Annotated in this window: 16 protein-coding genes and 1 tRNA gene; 7 read left to right on the top strand and 10 right to left on the bottom strand. The window is 64.7% G+C overall.

Features of this window, described 5'->3' with window-relative positions:
- Positions 1 to 3: 3 nt before the first annotated feature.
- The 3 genes from accD to MMG94_RS07700 form a co-directional block, all read right to left on the bottom strand.
- Positions 4 to 867, bottom strand: a complete 864-nt coding sequence (accD, locus tag MMG94_RS07710) for an acetyl-CoA carboxylase, carboxyltransferase subunit beta (protein WP_016920338.1) — start codon at positions 865 to 867, stop codon at positions 4 to 6.
- Entirely contained in the window at positions 864 to 1,748 is an 885-nt protein-coding gene (trpA, locus tag MMG94_RS07705) for a tryptophan synthase subunit alpha (RefSeq protein ID WP_016920337.1), read from the bottom strand. The genes accD and trpA overlap by 4 nt, the downstream gene beginning before the upstream one ends.
- Positions 1,749 to 1,989: 241 nt before the next feature.
- Complete coding sequence (locus tag MMG94_RS07700; RefSeq protein ID WP_016920336.1) at positions 1,990 to 3,933, bottom strand: potassium transporter Kup; 1,944 nt, start codon at positions 3,931 to 3,933, stop codon at positions 1,990 to 1,992.
- Between the two features lie 256 nt (positions 3,934 to 4,189).
- On the opposite strand from MMG94_RS07700, the gene MMG94_RS07695 reads away from it, so the two are divergent.
- Positions 4,190 to 4,984: a dienelactone hydrolase family protein gene (locus MMG94_RS07695; RefSeq protein ID WP_016920334.1), complete on the top strand. Its 795-nt coding sequence runs from the start codon at positions 4,190 to 4,192 to the stop codon at positions 4,982 to 4,984.
- Here MMG94_RS07695 and MMG94_RS07690 read toward each other — a convergent pair.
- Positions 4,981 to 5,199 carry a DUF1674 domain-containing protein gene (locus MMG94_RS07690; RefSeq protein WP_016920333.1) on the bottom strand — a complete coding sequence of 73 codons (219 nt, stop codon included), beginning with the start codon at positions 5,197 to 5,199 and terminating at the stop codon, positions 4,981 to 4,983. The two genes, MMG94_RS07695 and MMG94_RS07690, sit on opposite strands and share 4 nt — an antisense overlap.
- A 64-nt stretch (positions 5,200 to 5,263) precedes the next feature.
- Here MMG94_RS07690 and MMG94_RS07685 point away from each other — a divergent pair, with 64 nt between their 5' ends.
- A complete protein-coding gene (locus MMG94_RS07685) occupies positions 5,264 to 6,697 on the top strand; it encodes an RsmB/NOP family class I SAM-dependent RNA methyltransferase (protein ID WP_016920332.1) in 1,434 nt (477 codons plus the stop codon).
- Between the two features lie 93 nt (positions 6,698 to 6,790).
- Positions 6,791 to 8,113: a class I SAM-dependent methyltransferase gene (locus MMG94_RS07680; protein ID WP_154419941.1), complete on the top strand. Its 1,323-nt coding sequence runs from the start codon at positions 6,791 to 6,793 to the stop codon at positions 8,111 to 8,113.
- 1,408 nt (positions 8,114 to 9,521) lie between these two features.
- On the opposite strand, the gene MMG94_RS07675 is transcribed toward MMG94_RS07680, so the two are convergent.
- From MMG94_RS07675 to MMG94_RS07665, 3 genes are all read right to left on the bottom strand, one after another.
- Positions 9,522 to 10,028, bottom strand: a complete 507-nt coding sequence (locus tag MMG94_RS07675; RefSeq protein ID WP_016920329.1) for an RNA pyrophosphohydrolase — start codon at positions 10,026 to 10,028, stop codon at positions 9,522 to 9,524.
- Positions 10,025 to 11,236: a divergent polysaccharide deacetylase family protein gene (locus MMG94_RS07670; protein WP_016920328.1), complete on the bottom strand. Its 1,212-nt coding sequence runs from the start codon at positions 11,234 to 11,236 to the stop codon at positions 10,025 to 10,027. The genes MMG94_RS07675 and MMG94_RS07670 overlap by 4 nt, the downstream gene beginning before the upstream one ends.
- Before the next feature lie 329 nt (positions 11,237 to 11,565).
- The gene (locus MMG94_RS07665) at positions 11,566 to 12,609 is read right to left on the bottom strand and encodes a Ppx/GppA phosphatase family protein (RefSeq protein ID WP_026016312.1); all 1,044 of its coding nucleotides are present in this window, start codon (positions 12,607 to 12,609) and stop codon (positions 11,566 to 11,568) included.
- 307 nt (positions 12,610 to 12,916) lie between these two features.
- Here MMG94_RS07665 and MMG94_RS07660 point away from each other — a divergent pair.
- Positions 12,917 to 12,990, top strand: a tRNA-Gln gene (locus MMG94_RS07660).
- 451 nt (positions 12,991 to 13,441) lie between these two features.
- Here the strand turns inward: MMG94_RS07660 and MMG94_RS07655 are convergent.
- Complete coding sequence (locus MMG94_RS07655) at positions 13,442 to 13,969, bottom strand: hypothetical protein (RefSeq protein WP_040579276.1); 528 nt, start codon at positions 13,967 to 13,969, stop codon at positions 13,442 to 13,444.
- Between the two features lie 152 nt (positions 13,970 to 14,121).
- Positions 14,122 to 14,316, bottom strand: coding sequence for a hypothetical protein (locus tag MMG94_RS07650; RefSeq protein ID WP_154419943.1), 195 nt, complete (start codon positions 14,314 to 14,316; stop codon positions 14,122 to 14,124).
- A gap of 211 nt (positions 14,317 to 14,527) precedes the next feature.
- Here MMG94_RS07650 and MMG94_RS07645 point away from each other — a divergent pair, with 211 nt between their 5' ends.
- Complete coding sequence (locus MMG94_RS07645) at positions 14,528 to 15,397, top strand: tRNA nucleotidyltransferase (protein ID WP_040579284.1); 870 nt, start codon at positions 14,528 to 14,530, stop codon at positions 15,395 to 15,397.
- Between the two features lie 15 nt (positions 15,398 to 15,412).
- On the opposite strand, the gene MMG94_RS07640 is transcribed toward MMG94_RS07645, so the two are convergent.
- On the bottom strand, positions 15,413 to 16,300 hold the full coding sequence (locus tag MMG94_RS07640; RefSeq protein ID WP_016920322.1) for a helix-turn-helix transcriptional regulator: 888 nt from the start codon (positions 16,298 to 16,300) through the stop codon (positions 15,413 to 15,415).
- A 248-nt stretch (positions 16,301 to 16,548) separates the two neighbouring features.
- On the opposite strand from MMG94_RS07640, the gene modA reads away from it, so the two are divergent.
- Together modA and MMG94_RS07630 are read left to right on the top strand one after the other, a co-directional pair.
- Complete coding sequence (modA, locus tag MMG94_RS07635; protein WP_016920321.1) at positions 16,549 to 17,352, top strand: molybdate ABC transporter substrate-binding protein; 804 nt, start codon at positions 16,549 to 16,551, stop codon at positions 17,350 to 17,352.
- Positions 17,353 to 17,581: 229 nt separating this feature from the next.
- Entirely contained in the window at positions 17,582 to 19,714 is a 2,133-nt protein-coding gene (locus MMG94_RS07630) for a hypothetical protein (RefSeq protein WP_270110997.1), read from the top strand.
- The last annotated feature ends 59 nt before the right edge of the window (positions 19,715 to 19,773 follow it).

Below are 19,773 nucleotides of genomic sequence, written 5' to 3'. Positions count from 1 at the left end.
ATATCAGGCGGCGCGGCGCGGCGGCGCCTTGGTCAGCAGTCCGCAAAGGCGCGACAAGGTCTCGCGCATCTCCTGGCGCGGCACGACCATGTCGACCATGCCATGGTCGCGCAGATATTCCGCGCGCTGGAAGCCCTCGGGAAGCTTTTCGCGAATCGTCTGTTCGATCACGCGCGCGCCGGCGAAGCCGATGATCGCGCCGGGCTCGGCGATCTGGACGTCGCCCAGCATGGCGTAGGACGCGGTGACGCCGCCCGTCGTCGGATTGGTGAGCACGACGATATAGGGCAGGCGCGCGTCGCGCAGGCGCTGCACCGCGATGGTCGTGCGCGGCATCTGCATGAGCGAGAACATGCCCTCCTGCATCCGCGCGCCGCCGGACGCCGTGAAGATGAGGAAGGGCGTGCGGTTGGCGAGCGCATGTTCGGCGCCGGCGACGATCGCCTCGCCCGCCGCCATGCCGAGCGATCCGCCGAGAAACTCGAAGTCCTGCACCGCAACCGTGACCTGCGCGCCGTCGAGCTTGCCGGTGGCGAGCGTCACCGCGTCCTGCGCGCCGGTCTTGAGGCGATATTCCTTCAGCTTGTCGACATAGCGCTTGATGTCGCGGAATTTGAGCGGATCGAGCGGGGCCTCCGGCGTCGGCAGCAGCTCCAATTCGCCATTGTCGAAGAGGTTCGTCAGCCGAACGTCGACCGGGCAGCGCATGTGGTAGCCCGAGCCCGGCACGACGAAGAGGTTCGCCTCGATGTCCTTGTGGAAAACGAGCTGGCCGCTATCGGGGCATTTCACCCAAAGATTTTCCGGCGCCTCGCGCTTGATGAGGGCTTTGATCTTCGGCGGAACGACGTTGGAATACCAGTTCATGCCCAAAGCCTCGTGAGCCAGGAAAATGCGCCGCCATTCTTGGCGGGGCCCGCTTGCGGCCGAGCGCCCCGCACGCCCGCCGCGAGGCTCGCGACGAGCGACGTCACCGCTTCGACGCTGCCTTCGCCCGCCTTATTGTCCGGGCCGAGGGAGGTCTTGAGCGCGTCCACCAGCGCGGACCCGACGACGACGCCGTCCGCATTGACGGCGATTTCGGCTGCGTTCTGCGCGTTCTTCACGCCGAAACCGACCGCAATCGGCAGGCCCGTATGTCCCTTGATTCGCTTCACGGCCGCGCTGACGCCGGCATAATCGGCGAGCGCCGCGCCGGTGATGCCGGTCAAGGACACATAATAGACGAAACCGGAGGTGTTTTCGAGAACCTTGGGCAGACGCCTGTCGTCCGTCGTCGGCGTGGCGAGGCGGATGAAGTTCAGTCCGGCGTCCCGAGCGGGTATGCAGAGCTCGAGGTCCTCTTCCGGCGGCAGATCGACGACGATCAGCCCATCCACGCCGGCGGCTTTGGCGCCCGCGAGGAACTTGTCGACGCCGTACACATAGATCGGATTGTAATAGCCCATCAGCACGATGGGCGTCTTGTCGTCCTGGACGCGAAAATCCGTTACGAGCTTCAGCGTCTTCTTCAGCGTCATTCCGGCTTTGAGCGCCCTGAGACCCGCCGCCTGAATCGCCGGGCCGTCCGCCATGGGGTCGGTAAACGGCATGCCCAGTTCGATGACGTCGGCGCCGGCTCCGGGCAGCGCCGTTACGATCGCGAGCGAAGTTTCGGGGTCCGGGTCGCCCGCCATGACGAAGGTCACGAGAGCGGCGCGCCCCTCGGCTTTGAGGGCGGCGAAACGGTCGTCGATACGGGTGGACATAAGGATTTGGGGTCTTTCCGGTTCGGCGGGTGCGCCCGCCCTCTTCGAGGGATGGCTTAGTCCCTGGCCCGCCTTCCGTCCACCCCCCTCCGGCGCCTCAGATCGCCGCTTTCCGCCATTTGCGGCGTCTCGCCTAGCGGCTTTTCAATGTCAGACGGAAGCGATCCTTGAATTCGCCCGAACCGCCGATGGATTGCGGCGCGGTCCGCGCGGCTGTCAGCGAAATCGAGAAGTTTTGGATTCAGATCGTCACCTGCGCGCCGAGCTCGACGACGCGGTCCGAAGGGATGGAGAAGAAGTCGGTCGCGTTCGCCGCCTGTTTTGTGAGCGCGACATAGAGCTTGTCCTGCCAGACCGGCATCTCTGACGCGGGACTTTCCTTAATGGTGCGGCGGCCGAGAAAGAAGCTCGTGGTCATGATGTCGTATTTGAATCCCGCCTTGCGCATCAGCGCGAGGGCGGCCGGCACGCGCGGGCTTTCCATGAAGCCGAAATGCAGCACGGCGCTGGAGAAGTCATCAGAGAGCTTGATCAACTCGAACCGGTGGTCCGGAGCGACGCGCGGGCGGTTTTCCGTGCGAACGCAGATGATCAGCACGCGCTCATGCAGCACCTTGTTGTGCTTCAGATTGTGCATCAACGCAGTAGGCGCGACATTTGGATCGCTCGTCAGAAACACCGCCGTCCCATGGACCCTCGTCGGTTTCGATTTCTGCATCATGGCGATGAGATCCATGACGGGGATCGAGTCGCGATGCGTTTTTTCCGCGAGAAGCCGCGTGCCGCGCACCCATGTCCACATCACGATCATGACGCAGCTTCCGAGCACCAGCGGCACCCAGCCGCCATCCTTCACCTTCATGAGATTGGCGGCGAGGAACATGAATTCGACCACGAGAAACGAAGCGGCGAAAACGATGGCGAGCCAGAGCGGCCAGCCCCACTTCCGCCAGGCGACGATGAAGAGCAGGGAGGTCGACAGCACCATCGTGCCGGTGACGGCGATGCCATAGGCGGAAGCGAGGGCGGAAGAGCTCTTGAAGGCGATGACGAGCAACAGAACGCCAAGAAGCAGCAGCCGGTTGATGCGGCCGATGTAAATCTGCCCTTCGAGCATGGCCGAGGTATGGGTGATCTCCAGGCGCGGCAGCAGGCCGAGCTGGATCGCCTGCCGCACGAGCGAGAACGCGCCCGTGATGACGGCCTGCGCGGCGATGGTCGTCGCAAGGGTCGAAAGGATGACGAGCGGGAGCAGCGCCCAATCGGGCGCCATGAGGAAAAAGGGATTGCCGACCGCTTCCGGCCGCGACAGGACGAGCGCGCCCTGACCGAGATAGTTGAGCAGCAAAGCCGGCAACACGAAGCCGAGCCAGGCGAGCTGGATCGGAAAGCGGCCGAAATGGCCCATATCGGCGTAGAGCGCTTCGACGCCGGTCACGGCGAGAAACACGGAGCCGAGCACGGTAAAGCCGAGCCAGCCATGGGTGAGAAGGAAAATAACGCCGTGGCGCGGATCGAAGGCGGCGAGAACTTCCGGCGCATCGGCGATATGCGAGGCGCCGAGGACGCCGATCGTGAGAAAGAAGACGATCATGATCGGGCCGAAAAGCGCCGCGACCCGCGCCGTGCCGTTGCTTTGCACCCAGAACAGCGTCACGAGAATGAAGATCGTGATCGGCATCACGAATTCGCTGAAGCGATGCGTGACGAGCTCCAGACCTTCAATCGCCGACAGCACGGAAATGGCGGGCGTGATCATCGCCTCGCCGGCGAAAAGCGCCGCGCCGCCGACGCCGAGCATGAAAGCGATCTTCGTTTGCCGCCCAAGCGCCGACTGAGCGAGCGCCATCAGCGAGAGAATGCCGCCTTCGCCGCGATTGTCGGCGCGCATCACGAAAAAGATGTACTTGATCGTGACCGTGAAGATCAGGGCGAAAATCAGGAGCGAGATCGAACCGATGACCCCTTCCGAGGTCAGTTGGTCGGCCTGAACCTGATGGGCGAGGGACTCGCGCAGGGCGTAAAGCGGGCTCGTGCCGATGTCGCCGTAAACGACGCCGATGCAGCCGACGACGAGCGCGGCGAGGCCCCCTTTGCCCTGCTCGTGGCCGTGACCATGCTGCTCGGCGCCATGGTCGTGCGCCGGCGCGGCCGTCTGCGGCTCAGCGCCCGGTTGCTGCGTCATCAAGTATTCCTTTGGAAAAGAAAACGCGGCGCACGCTGGCGCGCGGGGAGCGGCTCGACCACGACCTCTCGGGCAAACACGAACTCGCCCCTCTCTCGAGCGAAAGGTCGCCCTCCCGCGAATGGCGCCGCGATATACGCTCTTTTGCCGCCGATGAGAAGGCCAAGTTTTGCAGCGCGAAAGCCGCCGGGGACGCTTGCGGTCTCGCGCACGGGCGCGCAACCTGTCGCGAGACGAGTCGCGGGAGCGGGCGGAAATGACGCAGGAATCGACTGACAAAGGCTTCGCCGCGGCGGCGGGCGCGGTTTCGATCCATGTGATCCGCACCGACGCGGAAGGGCTCGAAACGGGGTTCGCCACGCTGCCCGGCGGCGCTCCCGCTTATTACGCCAGACCCGAGCATGGCCGGAATCTACCCGTCGTTCTACTGGCCGAGGAAATCTTCGGCCTGCACGAACATATTCGCGACGTCGCGCGCCGCCTCGCCAAGCTCGGGCTCTTCGTCATCGCGCCGGATTATCTTGCGCGCTATGGCGATCCGATGACGGCGCCGGACATCGACGCGATCCGCGCCATCGTGGCGAAGGTTCCGGACGTCGAGACGATGGGCGTTTTCGACGAGGCCCTGGCCTTTGTCGAGGGCAAGGGAGGCGACGTCGACCATGCCGCGATCACAGGTTTCTGCTGGGGCGGACGCATCGCCTGGCTCTATGCCGCGCATAATCCGCGCCTCGCCGCCTGCATCCCCTGGTATGGCCGTCTCGACGGGGCGCGCACGAAAGAACAGCCGCGCTGGCCGATCGACGTCGCAAGCGAGATCAAGGTTCAGACGCTCGGCCTTTACGGGGGCGACGATCCGAGCATCCCTTACGATCTCATCCTTACGATGAAGGACAAGCTCGCCGAGGCCGGCGCGCCCGCCGACATCATCCTTTACGATCAGGCGCCGCACGGATTCTTCGCCGATTACCGGCCGAGCTATCGCGAGAGGGACGCCCATGACGCATGGGGCCGGATGGTCGCCTTTCTGCGGGCGCAGGGCGTCGGCTAGAAGTCGCTCGCGAGGCCTTTCACTTCCCAGTCGCCGAAGCGTGCGGGATCGAGCCCGCCGCGTCCGCCAAGCTCCTGCGGCTGCGCCTGCGCCTGCCCGGCGGCAGCCTTTCGGCGCGCCTCGGCCTCGGCAAGGGCGCGCTGCGCCGCCGGCGATAAATTGCTCTTTGTTTCAGCAGGCTTGGCTTCGTCCACTTCTCGCGTCGCCTCGGACATGGCCGTTCCTTTAGCTTTCTCGCCGCCGCGCGCCCCCTTGTGCTATGATTCGTGTCATGCGGGGATGTTGGAGACGGGCTGTTTGAGCGATAGTAGATCATTCCCCGGGCGGTCGAAACCAGCGCGGCAGTCGACCCGGCAGGGCTTCGTTCCCGCGGAGGCCGCGCGCGAAGCCGAAGCCGCGAAAGTGCCGGGCCTTTCGGCGCGCATCGCCGCCGCCGCGATCATCGCGGACGTGGTTCAGGGCGGGCATCGGCTCGACGAATGTTTCTCGCCTCAGGCGGTCCCCAATCGGCTGTCGGGCCTCGATCCGCGCGACGTGGCGCTGACGCGCTCGATCGCCACCGTCTCGCTGCGCCGGCTCGGCGTCATCCGCCATGCGCTTGGCGAACTTCTCGAAAAGGGGCTTCCGCGCCAGGCGGGCCGGCTCGAATATACGCTGATCGCGGCGGCCGGGCAGTTGCTGTTCCTCGACGCGGCCGACCATGCGGCGATCGATCTGGCGGTGCGCGCCACCAAGCTCGAACCCAAGACCGGCCCTTACGCCGGCATGGTCAATGGCGTCCTGCGCAATCTCCTGCGCCGGCGCGACGAGTTTCTGGAAGTCGCCGCGAGCGGTGAATATGACGCGCCGCCTTGGCTCGCCCAGCGCTGGCGAAAGTCCTATGGCGAGGAGGCGGCGCGCGCCATCGTCGCGATGTATATGCGGGAGCCGCCGCTCGACGTCTCCGTCAAGAGCGACGCCGGGGACTGGGCCGGGAAGCTCGACGGCGTCGTCCTGCCGACGGGGTCGGTGCGCGTGAAATCCCGCACCGCCGTGGCGGAGCTGCCGGGCTATCGCGACGGCGAGTGGTGGGTGCAGGACGCCGCCGCGGCCTTGCCGGCGCGGCTTCTCGCGGCCAAGCCGGACGAGCGCGTGCTTGATATGTGCGCCGCGCCGGGCGGCAAGACCGCGCAGCTCGCGCTCGCCCGCGCCCAGGTGACGGCGCTGGACCGCTCCGCCGAGCGCCTGAAGCTTCTCGCCTCCAATCTCTCCCGGCTCGATCTGCGCGCCGCCGTCGCGGTCGGCGACGCGACCGGCTATCAGGCGCAACCCTTCGACGCCATTCTCGTCGACGCGCCCTGCTCGGCGACGGGCACCGCGCGCCGCCACCCCGACGTGCCCTGGACTAAAAAGCCCGGCGACATCGAAGCGCTCGCCGCCCTGCAGGCCAAAATGCTCGCCCGCGCGGCGCTGCTCACCAAAGCGGGCGGCCGCATTGTTTACTGCACCTGCTCGCTGGAGCCGGAAGAGGGCGAGCAGCAGATCGCCGCCTTCCTGCGCCGCAATCCGGATTTCTGCCGCGCCCCGGTGACGGCGGCGGCGGATGGCGTCCCCGCGGAGTTCATCACGCGCGACGGCGACTTGCGCACGCTGCCATGCTATTGGCCGAACGAGGACGCAAGGCTTGCGGGGATTGACGGGTTTTTCGCCGCGCGGCTGGTGCGGGGGGCGTAGGTTCTCGATCATCCTCCTTCGCTGGTTTGAGTGAAGAGACGGGCGGGCCCCTCGCAGTCCGTGCGTTCGATTGTCGTATCTTTGGAGAGCGCGTTGGAACCGACTGTTACGTCGCCGGTCGTGGATCGATTGATCGAGAAGGAGATTTTTCGTTGCGGCGCGTGCCATGCGCCCTTGCGTCGCGCGGGCGACGGATCGCTCATCTGCGAAGCGGGTCATGACTACCCGCCGAAACACGGCGTTCTGGACCTTTATGCGCGATGCGACGCCTCTCCGGGCGATGCGCCCCGCGACGCCGCGCAGGACGCCGTGATTTCCGCGCTCGCCGACCGGCTCGCTCTTGCTCGCGATGATTTGCTGGCCGCGGAGCTTTTCGAGCCGCTGGAGAAAACCGGCAACGGCTTTTTCGACGCGGAGGAGAATATTTTTCTCGACCGCTTCGAATTCGCCAATGTCGCGCCGCGGCTGACGGTTCGGAAAGTCTATTCGAGCGGAAAGATGCAGGCCGGCGAGACGCATTGGCTCGCGGTGCGCGTCGAAAACGCCAGTCCTTTCGTCATTTCGTCGAGCGGCGCAAAACCGGTCTTGCTCTCTTATCACTGGCTCAATGACGACGGCTCCGTCCGCCTTTTCGACGGCAGGCGCACGGCGCTGCCGGTCGACGTCAAGCCGGGACAGGCGGTGACCGCGCATGTCGCGGTCGATGCGCCGGCGGATGTCGCGCATCTGCGCCTCAAGGTGCTGCCGGTCCATGAATATGTTTCCTGGCTGGAGGATGACGGCGAGACGCTGGAGATCGAATTCACGTCCGGCGCGGCGATGGAGCCGCCGCGCTTCGACGCCGGCCGCCCTTTCAGCGAAGATCTCGACAATGAGCTGAGCCAGAATTTCCTCGACCGTCATCTCTCGCGCCTTGCCGATCCGGTCTGTCTCGAGATCGGCGGCGGATCGATCGCCTCCCTGTCCAGATGGATGTGGGCGACGAAAAAATCCGGGACCGTGATCAATTCCGACGTTTCGGTTCGCCTGTTGCGGGTTGCGGCGCTGCTTTCCGCAAAAGGCGCCGACCCCGTCACCGCGCATTGCCGCTTCGACGCGAACAATATGCCGGTGCGCGACGGCGCGCTCGACGCGGCGGCGTTCAGCCGCAGCCTGCATCACTTCGAAGACCCGATCCGCGTCCTGCGCGAATGCCATCGCGTCCTGAAGCCCGGCGGCCTTCTCTTCCTTCTCTGCGAACCGGTCGCCGTCATATATGACGAACCGACAAAGGCGCTCATCCGAATGGGCGTCAATGAACAGATGTTTCCTTTCGACGCCTATGAGGCGATGATCGACGCGGCTTCGTTCGAATGCGTCGACGCCGCTTGCGATTGGGGATTCAGCCTGAAGGCGGCGCTGCGGAAAAAGGCGTGAAAGCGCATCGCAAGATCGCCAACGCCGATGGTCCCGCCGCCGCTTTCCGGCGCGGGAGATAGAGGAAGCCGGGACGCCCTCGGCCCCGTTCGGCCGAGATGCGATGTGAAGTCTAATTACGGGGCATGAAAGCGTCCCGGCGCGGTCTTCATTCGCGCGCACCTTTCCGTCCGGGCTTCCGCCATCATACGTGACTTCCGCCTTTCCGGCGCGGCCTCCTGTTGGAGACCGCTTCTTTCCCCAAAGGCCGGAGGGCCTTTCGAGCGCGTCGCAAGGGTCTCGCCATGCGCCGCCCCGCGCCGCGAGCGCTTTCCCTTTCGGTACTCGCACTCCGCGATTGCGACGGCGGATACTAGGCCCAACCTTTGCGCGGATCGCTCCGCGCAGCCTCCCCACGAAGGAGAGGTCCGGCTGGCGGCGCCGGGCTCCCGAACAGGGCGAGGGTCACGCCCGGTTCTTAACCGACCTCGCCAGCGCCGCCGACCCTGACGGCGCCCCTCAATGGCGAAGCAGGGGAAGTATGGGGCGGTTTTCGAGGGTGGGGATAAGGCGCGCGGCTTTTATAGCCCTCGGCCGTGCGAATCGCGCTGAGATTTTAGCAACTGGCGTCATGTCATCGTAATTCAGGGTCAAGAACGTTGGATGTGTTCGGTTCGCTGATCCGCTCTTGCGGCGCTGCAAAAGTGACGGCGGCGAGCGTTGCGATGAGAGCGGCGATCTTCAAGAAGTAGAAAAGATGTTCTCGCAAGATCGGCCTCCGGAAATTGATTAAAGAAAGCCTTGGAAGCGCCCACCGGGCAAGCCCAATCGATCGTCAGTCGGGGTCCCCCGTTAATGCGGCGTTGATCCCAATGCAAGCCCGGCGCTCTCTCGTGGCGTTTGGCGCCTGGGTCGCCTCAAACGTTCCCGACAGAGCCGCCGAGCGACGCGGCTTGCGTCTTTCTTCCAGTCGAACCGCGCGAAACGGCGCCGCTCTTATCTTGCTGCGCCGTTTCCCTCTCGGCGAGGAAGGACATGCGAGTTCGCAAGACTGTTGACGCGTCGTTCCTCGAATTGATCCGCGGGAAGAAATAGCCGTCGCAGGCGTGTACGCAGGATGGCGTCTTCAGAAAGCTGGCAGCCTGCGTCACTCGAATTGACGGGCTTTTTGGAGGACGTTCATTCGCTTCGCTCGCGATGACGGCGGAAAATGTGAGCAAAAAGGCTGGCAATTTGACTGACGGAAACCACAGGTCCCGGAAGAGACCCGTATCGAATGCGATTGAAAATATGCCGCTTAATGGCGCCCGTCGCGACAGTCTGCATAAGTTGGTCGAAGGCGACTCTTCGTTCTTGGCGAGGCCGGCGCCGGCATGTCTCCGCAATGGTTATACGCGTCACGCCATTATATGCGAGACATATCCCGCCGTCACGCCGCCGCAAAATCCTTGAACGCCTCCACCACATCCAGATAAACCTGCCGCTTGAACGGCACGATCAGATCGGGAAGGTTCGTCAGCTTCTCCCAGCGCCAGTCGTCAAATTCCGGCTTGTGTTTGCCGCCGCCGGGCGAATGGATGTCGATTTCGCTGTCGGGGCCGAGAAAGCGCAAGGCGAACCAGCGTTGGGTCTGGCCGATATATTTCCCGCTCCAGCGCTTCTTGGCGTTGGACGGGAGATCGTAGGAAAGCCAGAGGGGCGCCTCGGCGACGAATTCCACGCTTTCGACGTTGGTCTCTTCGTGCAGTTCGCGCAGCGCGGCCTCGAAAGGCGTTTCGCCGTCGTCTATGCCGCCCTGCGGCATCTGCCACAGATGCGGGTCTGAAACGAGATCGAAATCGCCCTTCGATTTGCGGCGGCCGACGAAGACGAGGCCCTCCGCATTGATGAGCGTGACGCCGACGCAGGGGCGGTAGCGGCTGTCGGGCGTCGTCATTGGCCGCGACCCGCATCCGCCGTCGCGCCGCGCGCCGCGAGCGTCGAGGAGACAGGCGCGAGCGCGACGCCGCGCCGCTCCAGATCGCGGGCGAAGCGCGCAATGCGGGCGACGGTCGCGGGCGTCGCATTGGCGAAGCCGATCGCGGAGCCCTTGTCGCGCGCCAGCGTCTCGAGCTGCGCCAGGGCTGTGTCGATCGACTGGGGCGCATTCCGCTGGTCGACGATCACGTCGACCCTGGCGTGCGGCAAAGAGAGTTTCGGCGCGAGCTTGCCCGCGAGCGATTGCGGCGAGGCGCCGTCGTCCAGAAAGAACAGCCCGCGCTGCGCGATTTCGCCGAGCGCGCCATACATTGCCTGTTCATCCGCCATGAAGCGTCCGCCGAGATAATTCATCACGCCGGCATAACCCGTGAAACGGCTCATCAGCCATTGCAGATCGTCGACGCCGCCGTCCTGCGCGCCCGTGACGAGCGTATGCGGGCCGGGATTGCTCTGCGGATAGTCGAAGGGCTCCATCGGAGCCTGCAACAGAGCCTCGTGCCCCCGCGCGCGCGCCTGCGCCACGAGACGGTCGAGATCCGTCCCATAAGGCGCGAAGGCGAGCGTCACGCCCTCGGGAAGCTGATCTAAGGCGTCCAGCGAATATTGCGAATTGAGGCCGAGGCCGCCAATGACGAGCGCGATGCGCGGCGCGCCGGGCTTGATCGTCGGGCCGGTGACGAAGGGGCGGGCGTAAACGTCCATGGGCCGCGCGCCGTCGGCGCCGATCCTCGGCAGCAGGCCGTAGCGGCCTTTCTCGACCACGCGGCGGTCGGGCGCCGGCGCGAGCTTCACGCCCGAGGGCGGATCGACGCGGATGATGCGGGCGGAGGACCCCTCGCCGCCGTAGCGCGTGACCTTCACGCCGGAAAGCTGCTCGATCTCGCTGACGCCCATCTCATTGCCGGCGAGCCCCTGGTCCGCCGACGCGACCGACTGCTGTTGCGGGGGCGGCGGGAGGGGGACGGCCTCCGGCGGCTTGGCCGGCTCAATTTTCGCTATGGCGTAGGGCTCGCCGCCGAAGGGGTCGCGCGGCGCGAGATAAAGCGCGGCCGCCCCCGCCGCGACGAACGCCCCGACGCCGAGAACGGCAAGTCGGCGGGGCGTTTGGCTCGTCGCGCGCTTCGGCGTCTCGCGTCCGAGAGGTTCGTTCAATTCGTCAGTCATGAAGGCGGGCGCTCGGGTCGGGGCGTCAAAACGTTTGACGAATCATGTCCGCATATTGTGACGTTTGCGGCGCGCCCCGTCGAGCGTAAAGCCGTCCGGCCAAAGCCACGGCAATCGGGTGAACGACAATCTCGGACATTAGCCGCCAATACCTCCCCTTTACGGGGAGGTCGGCGGTCGAAGACAGCCGGGTGGGGCTCGCGCCGCAATAAATACGGTGGGGGTTTAACTCCACCCGGCCCCGCATTCGCGGGGCCGCCTTCCCCGTAAAAAGGAGGTATTGGCTCACGCCCAGCGTTCACCCGATCGCCCTGCGTCCCGCCCGGCGCCTATGCGCCGTTGAGGACTCCATCCGCCTCCATCAGCTCCAGCAGCATGCCCTCGCGCAGGCCGCGATCCGCGATGCGGGTGCGGGCGGCGGGAAAGGTCTCGCGAATGGCTTCGAATATAGCGCAGCCCGCGAGCACGAGGTCGGCGCGCTGCGGGCCGATGCAGCCATTGGCGACGCGCGCCTCGAAATCCATGCCGCGCAGCCGCTGGATCGCCTTGGTCGCCTCGGCGTCGCTCATCCACAGGCCGTCGACGCGCCACCGGTCATAACGCTCGAGCCCGAGATGCACCCCGGCGAGCGTCGTGACGGTGCCGGAGGTGCCGAGCAGGTGAAAGCGCGAACAGCGGCGGATCTCGGCCGTCTCCTTCACGAAGCTTTCGAGCGCGTCGAGCGCGTGCCGCTTCATCGCGGCGAAGGTCTTGGCGTCCACGATGCGGCCGCCGAAATGCTCGGCGAGGGTCACGACGCCGAGTTCCAGCGACGTCCAGCTGTGAAGGTCGCGCGCCTCCTCGGCGGCCGGCGCGCGGGTGAGCCAGACGAGCTCGGTCGATCCGCCGCCAATGTCGAAAAGCAGCACGCTCGCCGCCTGCGGATCGGCGAGAGAGCCGCAGCCGCGCGCGGCGAATCGCGCTTCCGTCTCGCGGTCGATGACTTCCAGCTCCAGGCCGGTGCGCTCGCGGACGCGGCCCACGAACTCCTCGCCATTGGCGGCGCCGCGGCAGGCTTGCGTGGCGACGAGGCGGGCGCGGGTGACGCCGCGCGCCTCCATCTTGTCGCGGCAGATTTCAAGCGCCGTGATGGTTCGTTCGATCGCCGCCTCGCTGATGCGCCCGGCGCGGCCGAGCCCCTCTCCGAGCCGCACGATTCGCGAGAAGGCGTCGACGACGCGCAATAAATCCGAATTGCGCCGGCGGGCGCGCCGCTCCGGGCGGGCGATGAGCAAACGGCAATTATTGGTGCCGAGATCGAGCGCGGCGTATGTATGGCCGTTTCCATTTCCATGGGAAGCGTGTCCGGCCGAGCCCGTCGCTCCCGCCGCCAGCGCGGCTTGCGCGCCCCCCGCGCGCCCAGCCGTGGCCGCCTCCAGACCAGGCCCCGATTGTGGAGGCCGATCGGTCCCTGCCAAGTTCGTGCTCCCGCGATATCCGCCGCGTTTTCGCCGCTCGAGCGACCATTTCGCGTTAAACGTCTTACATGCAGGATTGCGACGCCTCCCGCAAGTGGCGCGGCGAACGCCGTAGGCGCGGCTGGGGACGCGACGACGCGCGTCGACCTTCGAGGAGGCGGTTGACAGCGCGCCCGGCTCTCTCTAGATCACGAGCCGCCATAGCGCCGCAGCGCCGGCCCGTTGGGGGATAGTTCAACGGTAGAACAGCGGACTCTGACTCCGTTAATCTTGGTTCGAATCCAGGTCCCCCAGCCAATAAAATCAATAATTTACGAAAGCGTGTCACCAGCGGCTTGAAAAATGTCGCCGTTATGTCGCCAGCCCGCGAGGTCTGACACGGCGACGCTCGCCTGCCGGCAGCAGAGGCGCCAGGCTGCGACGGCGGTCACGCCGTCTCGCGCGTGTTCGCAAGGCTCATGGCCGGCCATTGTGGCGGCGGGTTATGGGCGGCATGGTGAGAAGAGCAGGGGAAGGCGGCCTCGGGCAAAGGCGACTGATCAACTCAAGTAGCCGCGTCCAACATGGGCTCTTGCCGACGTGGGGTATTGCCAACGTGAGATATTGCGCTAATATCTCTGCCCTAGAGGCCCGATCGCCTGAAACAGCCTCTACCCGCCTTCTTTGGAAGGTCCACGCGCAACGCGAGATAACCAAGGGGCCGGCGAGTGATTAAGGCTCCCTTCGGGGGGCCTTTTTCTTTGTTGGATTAACGCTTCGTATGGAATCTGAGCAATTGATTCTGAAAAACTTTCTGGCAGAGAACCGGGAAGCGAACCTTTGTTGAACTCTTGATCAGGGCTCCCGCGCGCTCAACAGAATAGGCGCTCTCCACTCTCAACCTCAAGTCGGCGCTTCCTTTCTCTTTTTTGAGATGAAAGAACATTTGATAGTCGCGCCCAGATCCATCAATTAACGCCATGAAATACATATAATTTCGCTCAGTTGGCGTTTGCCAGACCGCGGCGCCGGGAAGTGATCGCACTAACCCAGGCAAGTGGGCGGATAAGGCGTATCGTCGTCTATCGAAAGCGCGCGGGCTGCTTCCATCCATGATTTTCAAGGCAGGCGCGTGTTCCCCTTCCTTGAAGGCTTCCGTAAAACAATGGTTTGAAAACACGACGTCGAGGCACAACGTCCTGTCCAGATTCTTGACGTAGCAATTCAACTGAAACGGTTCGACGTGCGAGAGGTCGAGACGTTCGCCTTCGATAATATGTTCTGGCCAATATCCCACTGCGCTATCACCCGATTCCAGCCTTTCATAACATGCTCGCAGAAGAACCGTCGGCGCCTGATAAGCACTTGCCGTTCGAACGCGAATTCGCGCACGCGGCGGCCATTCCGTTGGCGGCGGCGCAGACTGTCGCGGCCTTGGGCGGCTTCCGGTCAATGTCCGTCGATAAACCACAGAACCGTGGCGGCCAGCGCTCCGGCCATCGCGACGCCGATCAAGACGAGCGACGCCTGCTGGCACAGCCGGGCGGCGCGCGGGGAGAGGCCGAGGGGGCGGATGGCGGGCGTCAGAAAAAGCGCGAGAGCGGCGCCGGCGATCGCCCGTAAGGCAGTGTCGAGATCAAACATCGGGAAAGCCTGGCGACCGAATGCCTGTTCGTCCGCTTGAACGCAGCGCGCAACGTCGCGCCGCTGCGTTGCGGCTCTCAAGAGCTATGATTGGCGCGTCGCGATGGCAAGTCCGCCAATTTCGCGCCTTCAGAAACTCTCCCCCCGCTTTCCCCGCCCGGCAAGCGCTTTGCTTATTCATGACTTCCTCTGGGCGAAATCCGACAATCGCATGACATCAGACGTTCCGCCGACCGATTTCGGCCAGACCCATCCTGGTCTCGGCCTTCTCCGAATGGCGTCGCTCCTCGCCGAGGCGCAGACGGACGAGCCGGACGTCGACGCATTGGTCCTGATGTCCCGGCAAGTCGACGCCGGCGTCCTGAAGGGCGCCGCGCCGGACGAAGTATGGGCGGAGCTCCGTCGCGGGATCATGGGCGCGGCGCCGTCCCGAATGATCGCGACCCTGCGCGCTTGCGGCGCGCTGGCGATCGTCCTTCCGGAAGTCGCCGCGCTCTTCGGCGTGCCGCAAATGTCGGAGGGGCAAAGCGACGTCGATCTCGGCCCGCATCTCATGAACGGGCTCGACGAGGCGGCCGCGGTCGCCGCGCCGCTTTCCGTGCGTTTCGCGCTTCTCGTCATGAATGTCGGCAAATCCGACTCGCCGCGCGAACATTTGCCGGCGCATTACCGGCATATTGAGCGCGGGACGCCGCGCATCAAAGGGATCGCCGCGCGTTTCGACGTCCCGCCCGAATGCCGCGAACTCGCTCTCCTGGCGCTCGCCGAATGCGAGCGCGTGCATCGCGTTTCAAAAATGCGCGCCGGACCGGTCGCGGCGATGCTCGAGCGGCTCGGCGCTTTCGACGCCCCGGATCGGTTCGGCCGGCTCATGACTGTCTGCGCCTGCGACTTCCGCGCGCATGACGGACGCGCCGGGCAGGTCTATCCCAAGGCGGCGCTGCTGGAGCTGGCGCGTTCGGCTTGCGACGGCGTGAAAGCGGGAGACGATCCCGATGCGACGCAGACGGCGCGCGCGGAGGCGATCGCCCGGGCCTTCCGTTCAGTCCGCTGGTCCGATGAAACCGTCGACGGAAATTGACGTCCAAGCTTGCGGTCAGGGACCGTTGAAATGCACGGACCCGAGACGACCGACGTCATAACCGCCGAGACTTTCGGCGCGGGAGCGGAAGGGCGCGCTTGCGCAAAAGCTCATAAAGGCCTGGAAGGGCGGATCGAAATAGGCCTTGCGCCAGATCAGGAGATCGAAACGCTCGACGAGGAGCGGCGAGAAGGCGAGCCCGAATTGTCGGGCCATCGCCTCGATCCCCAGCCCGACATCGGCGTGACCGTTCGAGATGGCGATTGCGAGATCCGTTTCCGTTCGTTCGACGGAATCGACGCTCTGCAAATCCGATTTTCGCAGACCCTCTTTGGCCAGCAGCGCGCCGAGCACGAGCTCGCTTCCGGCTTCCGGCTGTCGGGACTGGAACCGGAGCTCGCCAATATCCGCGAGACGCTCGACCTTTCTGGACGACGGCTTGTAGATGAGCCCGCGCGTTCGTTTGACCCATTCGATCAGCACGACCGGCTCCCGCCCGAATTCCCGCTTGACCGCGCCGACATTCCAGTCGGCGGCGTTCTTCTCGGGAATATGCAGCCCGGCGGCGAGGCAGCCGCCGTCCCGGAATCGCGCCAGGCCGTCAAGCGCGCCGTCGAGCAGGGCCGCGATCCCCGAGCGCGACTCCCGCAGCGCCCATTCCAGTAGAGGATCATGTCCGCCCGCCATGACAAGAGGCGTCTGAGCGCTTTCCTGCGCCGGGGCCGGCGCTTGCGCAGCGGCGCCGCTCGCCGCGATCCAGGACTGAATCTCTTCTTTCGGGAACAGTAACTTGCCCGTCACGCGCCGGACCGGAAGCGCCTTGCTGGAAACCAGATCATAGACCTTGCGCTCTTTCACGCGCAGCAGGGACGCCAGCTCTTTGGTCGTGAAATATTCTGACATTCGGCGTCCTGTCGTTCCGGAGCTCCCGTAAATTTCGCATAATAACAACGGTTCCGAAAGGCGATTTCTCAAAACTCACAGGCGAAGATATATGCAAATTGTTAGATTTACGCCAGAGCGAGGCCTTGCATTGCGTGAATTTTACGCATGACTCGGCACTTGTTGTAAAATATGCATGTTCCCGCAAGCTGGGGCATGTCGCTTCGGCCGGCGACCGTCGGGGCCGCCGCGATCAAGGAAAACCGCCCATGTTCAGATTTCTTGGCGTTAGCCTGGCGCTCGCGTTAGCCTTCGCTTCCGCGCCGGTCCGCGCCGAAGCGCCCGCGCCCACGACGTCCGCCGCGCCGCCGGCGTCCGCGCAGACGGTCACGGTCTTCGCGGCCGCCAGCCTCAAAAACGCGCTGGACTCGGCGGCGACGGCGTTCAAGGCGAAAACCGGCGTCGAGCTGAAAACCAGCTACGCCAGCTCGATGGCGCTCGCCAAGCAGATCGAGTCCGGCGCGCCGGCCGAGGTCTTCATCGCCGCCGACGAAGCCTCCATGGATTATCTCGCCGGAAAAAATCTCATCAAGGCGGATACGCGTTCGGATCTTCTCGGCAATTCGCTCGTGGTCGTCGCGCCGCGATCCTCGAAGCTGACGAAGCTTCCTTTTACGAAGGAGGCTTTCGAAGCGGCGATCGCGTCCGGCAAGGTCGCGACGGGCGATCCCGCATCCGTGCCCGCCGGCAAATACGCCAAGGCGGCGTTGGAGAAACTCGATCTCTGGACCACGGTCGAGCCTCACTTCGCTTTCACGGACAATGTGCGCTCGGCGCTGATGTTCGTCGCGCGGGAGGAGGCTCCGCTCGGCATCGTCTATCTGACCGACGCCAAGTCGGAGCCCAAGGTGAAGATCGTCGCGACCTTCGCGGCCAATACGCATCCGCCCATCGTCTACCCGATCGCTTTGACGTCGAATGCGACGGACAACGGCGAGAAACTCCTTGCTTTCCTGAAGAGCAAGGCCGCCAAGCCGAGCTTCGCGGAACAGGGATTCGTCGTGCTCAAATAGCGTCTCCAAAAGGCCTCAGCGGCGCCTCGCGGTTGGAACAGGCCGCGGGGCGTTTTCATTCTCCGCCCGGCCGGCGCCTGTAAGAGCGCAAGCTATAGCAATCGATACAATTCGGCGTTTCAGTTCAAAGCTCTTTTCATCGGGCCCGTGCGAAACGCGCAATGACGCCGTAACGATTTTGCAGGGGCTGTTGATGATTGAATGGGTCCGCGCGACAAGCGCCGCCGTCTTGGTCTCACTTGCTATGGTTGTTTCCGAGCCTTCCGCCAAAGCGCAAACTTCCGCCGCCGTCGCCGTCGACGCAGCGGCGAGCCTGACGAAAATCCCCGCGACGGCGTGGGGCCTCAATACGGCGGTGTGGGACGCCAATCTGCGCGACGCCGCGGTTCCGGCGCTGTTGACGCAGGCTGGCGTGGCGGCGCTGCGTTATCCCGGCGGTTCGACCTCGGACGTCTATAATTGGCAGACAAACTCGATCGTCCCCGGGCAGGGGAGCTACGCCAATCCCAATAACAATTTCGACGCCTTCATGGGCGTCGCGCGCAGCGTCGGCGCGACGCCGATCCTCACCGTAAATTACGGCTCGAATCCCGCCGGAAACGGCGGCGGCGATCCCAATCACGCGGCCGCCTGGGTCCGCTACGCCAACATCGCCAAGGGCTATGGCGTCAAATATTGGGAAATCGGCAACGAGGTCTATGGCAACGGCCAATATGGCTCCGCATGGGAGACCGATCTGCACGCGCAGCATGATCCGGCGACCTATGGACGCAATGTCGTGCAATTCGCCAATGCGATGAAGGCGATCGATCCGACGATCAAGATCGGCGTCGTGCTGGCGGCGCCGGGAAGATGGCCGGACGGCGTCGCGCCCGACTGGAACAGCAATGTGCTGGCGCAATGCGGCGCGGCGATCGATTTCGTCGCGGTGCATTGGTATCCGCAAGACCCTTACAATGAATCGGACGCCGGCCTTCTCGCCGCGCCCCAGCATCCGACGACCGGCGTCGCCGCCATGACGGCGAAACTCAAAACGCTGATCACGCAATATGGCGGCGCCAACGCCGCGAAGATCGAGATCATGGTCACGGAGACCAATTCGGTTTCATACAATCCCGGAAAGCAGACATTGAGCATCGTCAATGCGATGTTCACCGCCGACAATATGGCGACCTGGATCGGGCAAGGCGCGGCGAATGTCGACGTCTGGGGCCTGCATAACGGGGCCGTTTGGGGCAACGCCTCGGGCAGCCTTTTCGGGACGTCCAATTACGGCGACTATGGCGTCCTGTCGAATGGACAATCCGGCGAGCCCGCCGCAAACACGCTTTTTCCGACTTATCACGGCATGCGGATGGTCTCGCTTCTGGGCAGGGCGGGCGATACGCTCGTTGCGACGACGTCGAGCAACGCGCTGCTGACGACGCATGCGGCGAAGCAGGCGAATGGCGGCCTGGCGTTGCTTCTCATCAACAAGGACCGCAACAATACGATCAACGCCAATGTAACGCTCTCCGGCTTCACGCCGTCGGGCGCGGCGACGGTCTATTCGTATACGCCCGCGAGCAGCGGCGTCACCTCCACGAATGTCAGCGGGCAGGGGACGTCCTTCTCGATCGCGGTCGCGCCTTATTCGCTGACGACGATCGTCCTCGCCGGACAATCGGGTCCGGTCAATCCCAGCTTCACGCTGTCGGCCAATCCGTCGAGCCTGTCGATGACGCAAGGCGCGTCGGGAACGGCGACGATCGCAGTTGCGCCTGGCGGCGGCTTCAACGGCAATGTCGCCTTCTCCACAACCGGCCTGCCGGCCGGCGTCACGGCGAGTTTCAATCCGCCCAGTGCGACGTCTTCGACAACGCTCACTTTGACCGCCGGCGCTTCCGCCCCGGCGGGAACCAGCGCCTTCACCATAACGGGGACGAGCGGCGCGCTGAGCGCGACGACCGCGCTCGCTCTGACGATCGCCGCAAGCGCGCCTCCCGGCGGCGGCGGAGCCGGGCCCGCGGTTTTCTCCAGCCGGCGCAACGCCGCTGGCCCCTGGTATTATGAGGACGACCTCACTCTCTCGACGACGACGCAGATCACGGCGCTCACGGTGACAATCGCCGTCCCGTCGACAAATGCGAGCTATAACGGCTCCTATAATACCTTCGGCGGGCAGATCGCGCAGAGCTACACGACCGGCGCAAGTTTCGTTTATTCGTTCAAGCTGGGTCCAGGACAGACGATCAATCCGGGCTCCGGGACTTTCGCCGCGCAAATGAACGGGAACGGCGTCCAGCGCGACCTTTCGGGCGATAGCTGGACCGCGACCTACACGGCCGGCGGGCAGAGCTTCACGCAGTCTGGGACATTCTAACCCGGATAGGCGTCAGAGCGGCATATCGGCCCCGCCGTCCCGATGCGGCGGGGCGGATT

The sequence above is a fragment of the Methylocystis parvus OBBP genome (genome assembly GCF_027571405.1).
Taxonomy (GTDB): domain Bacteria; phylum Pseudomonadota; class Alphaproteobacteria; order Rhizobiales; family Beijerinckiaceae; genus Methylocystis; species Methylocystis parva.
The sequence above is the reverse complement of the archived record's forward strand: the minus strand, read 5'-3'. Positions and strand labels throughout refer to the sequence as shown.

Coding starts and splice junctions, on each gene's coding strand:
- accD (WP_016920338.1), bottom strand. CDS start 867: ATGAACTGGTATTCCAACGTCGTTCCGCCGAAGATCAAAGCCCTCATC.
- MMG94_RS07700 (WP_016920336.1), bottom strand. CDS start 3,933: ATGACGCAGCAACCGGGCGCTGAGCCGCAGACGGCCGCGCCGGCGCAC.
- MMG94_RS07675 (WP_016920329.1), bottom strand. CDS start 10,028: ATGACGACGCCCGACAGCCGCTACCGCCCCTGCGTCGGCGTCACGCTC.
- MMG94_RS07685 (WP_016920332.1), top strand. CDS start 5,264: ATGTTGGAGACGGGCTGTTTGAGCGATAGTAGATCATTCCCCGGGCGG.
- MMG94_RS07650 (WP_154419943.1), bottom strand. CDS start 14,316: ATGTTTGATCTCGACACTGCCTTACGGGCGATCGCCGGCGCCGCTCTC.
- MMG94_RS07695 (WP_016920334.1), top strand. CDS start 4,190: ATGACGCAGGAATCGACTGACAAAGGCTTCGCCGCGGCGGCGGGCGCG.
- trpA (WP_016920337.1), bottom strand. CDS start 1,748: ATGTCCACCCGTATCGACGACCGTTTCGCCGCCCTCAAAGCCGAGGGG.
- MMG94_RS07690 (WP_016920333.1), bottom strand. CDS start 5,199: ATGTCCGAGGCGACGCGAGAAGTGGACGAAGCCAAGCCTGCTGAAACA.
- MMG94_RS07645 (WP_040579284.1), top strand. CDS start 14,528: ATGACATCAGACGTTCCGCCGACCGATTTCGGCCAGACCCATCCTGGT.
- MMG94_RS07640 (WP_016920322.1), bottom strand. CDS start 16,300: ATGTCAGAATATTTCACGACCAAAGAGCTGGCGTCCCTGCTGCGCGTG.
- MMG94_RS07670 (WP_016920328.1), bottom strand. CDS start 11,236: ATGACTGACGAATTGAACGAACCTCTCGGACGCGAGACGCCGAAGCGC.
- modA (WP_016920321.1), top strand. CDS start 16,549: ATGTTCAGATTTCTTGGCGTTAGCCTGGCGCTCGCGTTAGCCTTCGCT.